The 6,397-nt window shown below is 56.0% G+C and carries 6 protein-coding genes and 2 pseudogenes; all 8 read right to left on the reverse strand.

The features are described 5' to 3' along the window. Positions 1-46: 46 nt before the first annotated feature. The gene (locus AC5P7A_RS10350; protein ID WP_142235071.1) at positions 47-466 is read right to left on the reverse strand and encodes a hypothetical protein; all 420 of its coding nucleotides are present in this window, start codon (positions 464-466) and stop codon (positions 47-49) included. A 28-nt stretch (positions 467-494) separates the two neighbouring features. Next, positions 495-884 (reverse strand): hypothetical protein, encoded by a 390-nt coding sequence (locus AC5P7A_RS10355; RefSeq protein WP_495220111.1) that lies wholly within the window; start codon positions 882-884, stop codon positions 495-497. A gap of 139 nt (positions 885-1,023) precedes the next feature. Beyond that, a complete protein-coding gene (locus AC5P7A_RS10360; RefSeq protein WP_197605287.1) occupies positions 1,024-1,389 on the reverse strand; it encodes a hypothetical protein in 366 nt (121 codons plus the stop codon). A 773-nt stretch (positions 1,390-2,162) separates the two neighbouring features. After that, a pseudogene (locus AC5P7A_RS10365) lies at positions 2,163-2,459 on the reverse strand (hypothetical protein); the annotation flags it as partial. An 842-nt stretch (positions 2,460-3,301) separates the two neighbouring features. Further along, positions 3,302-3,921: pseudogene (locus AC5P7A_RS10370) on the reverse strand (RHS repeat-associated core domain-containing protein); the annotation flags it as partial. A gap of 253 nt (positions 3,922-4,174) precedes the next feature. Further along, positions 4,175-4,546 carry a hypothetical protein gene (locus AC5P7A_RS10375; protein WP_197605283.1) on the reverse strand — a complete coding sequence of 124 codons (372 nt, stop codon included), beginning with the start codon at positions 4,544-4,546 and terminating at the stop codon, positions 4,175-4,177. Positions 4,547-4,801: 255 nt separating this feature from the next. Continuing rightward, on the reverse strand, positions 4,802-5,260 hold the full coding sequence (locus AC5P7A_RS10380) for a hypothetical protein (protein WP_111205654.1): 459 nt from the start codon (positions 5,258-5,260) through the stop codon (positions 4,802-4,804). Beyond that, the coding region (locus AC5P7A_RS10385) for an RHS repeat-associated core domain-containing protein (protein ID WP_495220112.1) at positions 5,245-6,397 on the reverse strand (1,153 nt) is incomplete at its 5' end. The genes AC5P7A_RS10385 and AC5P7A_RS10380, both read right to left, overlap by 16 nt.

The following is a 6,397-nucleotide window of genomic DNA, read 5'->3' on the forward strand; positions in this document are numbered from 1 at the left end:
TTTGTACCTCGTGCCCAAGATGGTATGTCATTTCTTGACTTCCCTATCACGGGCTGGCGCTTGGCGTGTCGCTACTCTGCTCCGGGTTTGCGGCAGCGTGCGTAGTCGAAGCACCCGGCCTGCGCGCATAGCTGTAATCGGGATCTTGGCAGGCGCGCACGATCGGACTTCGTGCGTGCCTGATCACGCCGGGGAACCAGCACAGCACCAGCACTACCAGACAGATCATTCCCAGCCGTGCCCATTCACCCGCGACACCGGCCCCGACCAGCGGCAATGCCGCCACCAGGATGATGACCTGTGCGTACAGAAGATAGAACGTGTACGTGCCCAACCGCGGGTCTGAACGAAGCTCGACGTGACACCCCCGGCAGGACGTCTTCGCTTGACGCTTTCCAGCAGATCGCAGCGGAAAGCGCTGCCCGCTAGCGCCACAAAGTGGGCAGATGAAGGTCATCAGGCGCATCGGTAGAACCTCTTTTCAGAAGTTTCCATCACCAGGCTCCATCTGCGGTGTCGACCATACGCACCGCATCATCAAACCTCGGGTCCTGGCACATCATTTCCAGTGGTGTCCGATCAAGCTCATTCCCTGCGTGCGGGTCTGCACCACACCAGAGGAGATAGGCCGCTGCCGCGACGCTGCCATGTGCCACCGCACTTGCCAGCGGCGTCAGATCAAGATCACCACGCACATCGATGTTGGTCACGAAGGGCATAAATGCGCTGAGGAGGGCCACATCGTTGTAATAGGCCACCACATGCAGGGGCGTGTCCTCATAGGCCCCTTGGGTCTCCGGACAAGTCAGCACCGCGTCGCCGAAGTCAGTGTCGACACCGAGCCGGGAAAGCAGTTCGCTGAGTACAGGATCGATGATGTTCATCGGGCTGCACGCACGGTAGAGCCCATTGCGTTGGCCCGATGGTGATCCGTCCTGTAATCCATCTCTCTGTCAGATCCCTGTCGACCTACAAGCCAGGCGGTGCGTGCGTCTTGGAGCGATGCATTCGACAGATCAAGAATCATGATTTGACCGGGATCAACCGGCTTTCCCAAGTCCCCTCTACTAGAAGTGCAATTTCTGCGCCGACAGAGGCCTCAATGAAGACCAAGGTGTCGCCATCGACAATTTCCCGGGCAGCCACTGGGTCTAGACCAAGGAGGAAGCAACACCGCTGGAATTCAAAGGAATCATCCTTTCGATTGAAGACCTTAAGATCGAGCACGACATTCTGGCTAGAGAAACCATCAATGCTCGCCTTCCTGACTCGACCAAAGACCAAATCATAGGATCCCTGCACAGAGTCATCAAACAGAGAAACAGTCACTCCGGACACCGGATCAAGACGAATTCCGGTCATCTTGAAATCATGGATAGTGATACCCATCGGCTCATCTCCTTGGCCAATCACTTGACGGATCCATACGTCGCGCGTGAACTTCCAGGTGGAATCTATTGATTGGATTTTACGTTCTTAAGAACAATTGCCACAAACATGCCGCAGATCAGGAGCGAACCCAGCGCCAGAGGCAACATTACAAAATAATCGCCCCTCTCAAGGTGACCAATCGCATACACCTTCAATGCGAGATAGGACGATGACCTCAGAAAAATTAGCGAAAAAAACACCAAACCGAGCCAATTCAGTATTCTATTGCGCATATGCATATCATCTCAATTATCTGCAATTGCACCCAGACCCACCCCAAACATCCTTCACCACCTTCATGGCATCCTTGTCAGTAGCTACGCGTTGCAGCAGTTCTGGTGTGACCTGAAGGCAACTGCTCAATGTGAAGCCGAATGACAACAGCTCTCCCGCATTCGCGCCAAATACCACAGCAATCCCCCGCCGCCTCGGTGTAGGTGGATTCTCTTCCCTTTCCATCCTGTGCGGTTTGTATCGCTGACACTCCATCGTACGCCGTTGCCACACCATTCACCATTACCAGAAATCCGGGGATTGCAACTTCGGGCTGCAGAGACAAAGCACCGGCAATGGTGACTCCTGCGCCATTCACAGCTTCCAAGCCTCCAAAGGTGAGGCCTGCCATACCGAACGTTATGCTTAGGTAGTCAACGCACTCGTCGTAGGGACACATACCAAGTTGATCTACCAAAGACGACGGGACGCCACCTGCGTATCCGAAAGTGCTGATCTAGCTCCGGTATACCGGGGCCCGGCACATTGATCAACGCCACCGGGTAGTTGTCCAGCCAGATGGCCTGCCGTTGCGCTTGGCCCGTGCCCGAATAGTTCCCCAGCCACTACCCAGCCTCGTCGTACAACGTGATCTGTGCTGCGCCACTAGCCTGAGTACACAGTACGCGTCACCGCGGTCGTTGTAGCTGCCGGTGCTGGTGGTATTGCCCACTGCGTCATGGTTGCGCGCTTCGCCATCCACCGCAGTCACGATGGCCGGTTGCGGGACCGCTCCGAGGTGCCCTGCCATCACTGTGTCTTCCCAACCTGGCTGGGGTACGCCCTGGCCCACATCCAACTAGGTAATTCACGCAGTGGCAGCTCCTGTTTCGCCACAGTCTCCAGCTTGATGATCTCAGTTTCGCCTCGTTTGTTAATTCTAGTCCGCGCTCCGCGCGGTTTCAGGGCAGGATGGCCTCCGGTTTACTGTTGCCCTTAGCTCTCGTATTCCATCCCGCACATATCCTACGTGACCCAGATGGCAAACCTTCAGCACGTAACGAGTCTTGTCCGGATAAACATATCCAACAACCGGAACCGGAGTAGTACTTGTACCAATTACGGCCCCTCCCTCTGCCGAATCATAGACTTCGATCACTCCCTCCGGCACAACTTCCCTGCCCTTGTGTTCGCAGGAGGTGGCAGTGAAGACTGAGCAGATAAAAAAAATGCCAAGAATGAATTTCATCATCTTTTCCCGCGATGAATGGTTGAGTCATCAGACATCCACCAAAGTAGGTGGTTTATTGATTCCGGAAGAATCATGTTCACAGGCTGAAGCTCCTTACCAATCTCCCGCATGCAGTTCTGCAACGGCGTCCCGCAGTTATTATTTATTGCACTGTACTCCCCCATGCGGCCTCGCGAGACATGCCGATAGCTTTGACTCCTGCTGCGGTGTAAGTTCTATTGTATGCTTAATTCCAGTGCGCAAATTAAGCTGAAATGAAACGTAGTTTGTACTTATTGAGTTGCCCGCAGGGCCAAATGAGTAATCGACACCATTTGAAGTTGTCGATATGTGCCCGAAAGAGGAATGCAGCTTTCCATAGCTCGGCAGCCCTCCCGCATAGAGGAGCGGCATCCATACCCAGACGTCGACCAGCCCCTTTTCATCGACCTTCGAAAGAGGCTTCCCGGAAGCATACAGGTACGTACCAATCCCTTCCGTCAACCCAATCGGATCACTCTGCGAATACCGCCCCACCGCCGGGTCGTACTCACGCTGATAGTTGTAGAACAACCCACTCACATCCGTCGCCTGCTGGCCCGGGAAGCGCAGTACCAGCTCGAACGCCACACCATCCCTATCCGGGTCCCCACTCACAATCTGGTTACCGAACACCTCGCTCTTGTTGCTCCACTCCCAGATCGCCACATCACGCACCGGATCAATCACCACGCGCGGTGTGCCCAGATGATCCGGCTGCACGTAGGCCAGTTCCGGCACGCCGGCGCTCGGCACGCTGATCAACGCCACCGGGTAGTTGTCCAGCCAGATGGCCTGCTGCTGCGCTTGGCCCATGGCCGAAAGTTGCCCAGCGACTGCCCCGCTTCGTCGTATAGGGTGACCTGCGCTGCGCCACCGGTCGGGGCGCGCAGCACGCGTTCACCGCGATGGTTGTAGCTGTAGCTTTCCAGTACGGCATTGCCTTGCTTCACCGCGTTCATGCGGTTGGCATCGTTGTAGGTGAACGTGTTGCTGCCGGTGCTGCTGGCCATGTCTTCAGGGACCACCTCTTATCGCCGCAAACCGAAATTGGCCCGGAGCAGGGGTGAAGGCGTTGCGCGCGGACATTGAATCCACCCCACTTATCGCATCTTCAGCCATATTGCCGCCAACGCGATGGAGAAGAACTGAGTCGCGACAACCAAGAAGACCGGCCATCTGCGAAGCGCAAGCGCCGAAACTGTGCCAGCGATCAAGCAGGCGCATCCTTCCAGCAAGAGCAACGACACAAAGGTCTCGCTAAGAATCGCCGATGGCCGCGAAAATGCCGTATAGATCGCAAGGACCAAAAACGAACACGACGACGCCAGTCCCAGCCTCTTTACATAGCCCACGAAAGTTCCCTATTAAATAGCTATCCGAATCCTTCCATGATCCACAGATGGACTGGAGCAAGTCTCGGCCCCCATTGAGAAAAAACACGATCACAATCGAGAGAACCTGCGAAAGAAGCAACATCAACACCGGCCTATCCTTGATCAGCACGGCCGAAACTGTACTGGCAAGGAAGCAAAGGAAACCTTGCCCGATGGATTTCATCGCGAAGTCGAGGGTGAGGACGCCTTGCAAGTTCTGCGCCCCCACCAGGCCATCAGGATTACGGTCGAACACAGAGTCGCCAGAACGACCCTCTCTATGTAGCTCATTTCGGCTCGCCATTCATTGCCACGCTCTCCGAAACGACTGACGATTACCCACTCCTTCAGCGATACCAACGGATCGCTCTGCTGGGGCCACCCCACCACAGGGTCGGGTTTCCGATATTAGTTGAGGAAGGGGCCGCCAGAATTTTACGACTACTGATACGGGAAGCAGAACGGCAGCCCGAGAACGTTGCGCGCCAGCTTTGAATCCACCCAGTGCCAACTATTCTTCCCTCAAGAATTTCCTCGGCCGAGCTCCAAGCCTGATGATTTTTCGCGCAGGACCAAGATAGATATCACCGAATACAAATGAGAATGCGACAGCTGTATAGAAAACAAGTAGTGCACCAGGAATGGGAATCGCGCGAACGAAGCTATCGCATTCGAGGTTGCGGGCGACCAGCAACCCAATCATCAGCATCTCGGCCAGGAGCGCTATTGCGAACGCGAAACGCACCCGCCCAACCTCAATCGACAGAATTCCCCTTCTCGCCAGTTCGAACTTGGAATATACGAGCAACATCAGCAACGCGAAAAAAAGAGCAAACATAACTTCCGGAGAGTACCTAGCGACTGGACAGCGCATACTCAACATGGACGCGATCAGCGCGCAACAGATCCCCAGCGCTCCCGCCGCAGCTGCACCCTTCATGAACCTTATGAAAATCACTTCGCCGGACATTGGCATTTATTGTAGTTTGACCTGTAATTCACGATTGCTCCAAGGGGCCCCAGGATCTTCGACCCACCCCGCAAGAGATTGGCGTTCCCCGCATGCGCTGCAGCTCGATTAAGTCGACCGTTGGCAACCGAGTAGTGAATTCCGCGCTCTGCCGCCCCGCGCGTCCTTTTTGCCGCTTTGGCATCCTGACGCGACGCTGCTGCATCCAGCATGTGGCCCGCCGCTGCATACGGCGTCTTTGCGCCATACTCGCCAAAATGAACACCGGGATTCTCGTAGAAGTTTATGTCAACACCCACAGAATCCATTGCAAAGGACACCATAGAAGTAAGCGGAACGAGATCTATGAGCAGATCGGCAACAGCCTCCCGCTCACAATTGTTGGCGGGAACATAGCCGGTGACGTTATTCATTTCACCATTATTCCACGGCCCAATTCCCTCGAGCCCTTCTGGATCAATAGCCATTTGAGGATTGCTTCCAACATATGTGAACGTGCTGATTCCCCCTATCAGCCCAATCGGATCACTCTGTGTGTACCGCCCTACCCGTGACTCATACTCGCGCTGGTAGTTGTAGAACAACCCACTCGCATCCGTCGCCTGCTGGCCCGGGAAGCGGAGCGCCAGCTCGAACGCCACTCCATCACCATCCGGGTCGGTACTCGGAATCTGGTTGCCGAACACCTCGCTCTTGTTGCTCCACTGCCAGATCGAGACATTCCGTACCGGATCGATCACCACGCGCGGCGTGCCCAGATGATCCGGCTGCACGTAGGCCAGTTCAGGCACGCCGGTAGCCGGCATGTTGATCAACGCCACCGGGTAGTTGTCCAGCCAGATCGCCTGCTGCTGCGCCTGGCCCGTGGCCGAGTAGTTGCCCAGCCATTGCCCCGCCTCGTCATACAGGGTGATCTGAGCCGCGCCACCGGCCGGGGTACGCAGCACGCGCTCGCCGCGGTGGTTGTAACCGTAGCTTTCCAGCACGGCATCACCTTGCTTCACCGCGTTCATGCGGTTGGCATCGTTGTAGATGAACGACTTGCCGCCGATGCGGGTGGTGTTGCCCACCGCGTCATGGTCGCGCGCTTCGCCGTCCACGGCGGTCAGCCGGTGGCTGGTTGCGGGATAGGTGTAG

The organism is Stenotrophomonas sp. YJH_SMC_65, from assembly GCF_059369475.1.

Excerpts from the sequence above, each read along its gene's own strand:
- AC5P7A_RS10355 (WP_495220111.1), bottom strand. The coding sequence starts at position 884 with ATGAACATCATCGATCCTGTACTCAGCGAACTGCTTTCCCGGCTCGGT.
- AC5P7A_RS10380 (WP_111205654.1), bottom strand. The coding sequence starts at position 5,260 with ATGTCCGGCGAAGTGATTTTCATAAGGTTCATGAAGGGTGCAGCTGCG.
- AC5P7A_RS10350 (WP_142235071.1), bottom strand. The coding sequence starts at position 466 with ATGCGCCTGATGACCTTCATCTGCCCACTTTGTGGCGCTAGCGGGCAG.
- AC5P7A_RS10360 (WP_197605287.1), bottom strand. The coding sequence starts at position 1,389 with ATGGGTATCACTATCCATGATTTCAAGATGACCGGAATTCGTCTTGAT.